Below are 255 nucleotides of genomic sequence, written 5' to 3'. Positions count from 1 at the left end.
ACGGTTCATATCACCTTACCGACGCTTATCGCAGATTAGCACGTCCTTCATCGCCTCTGACTGCCAGGGCATCCACCGTGTACGCTTAGTCGCTTAACCTCACAACCCGAAGATGTTTCTTGCGATTTATCATCGTGTTGCGAAAATTTGAGAGACTCACGAACAACTTTCGTTGTTCAGTGTTTCAATTTTCAGCTTGATCCAGATTTTTAAAGAGCAAAACTTCGCAGTGAACCCTTGCAGGTACACTCTGAA

The 255-nt window shown here is 45.1% G+C and carries 1 rRNA gene; it reads right to left on the bottom strand.

The features are described from left to right. Window positions 1–99 (bottom strand): 23S ribosomal RNA (locus tag C3D30_RS20240); the annotation flags it as partial. Between the last annotated feature and the right edge of the window lie 156 nt (window positions 100–255).

Origin of the sequence: Escherichia sp. MOD1-EC5433 (assembly GCF_002966005.1) — a bacterium.
GTDB lineage: Bacteria > Pseudomonadota > Gammaproteobacteria > Enterobacterales > Enterobacteriaceae > Escherichia > Escherichia ruysiae.
The sequence above is the reverse complement of the archived record's forward strand: the minus strand, read 5'-3'. Positions and strand labels throughout refer to the sequence as shown.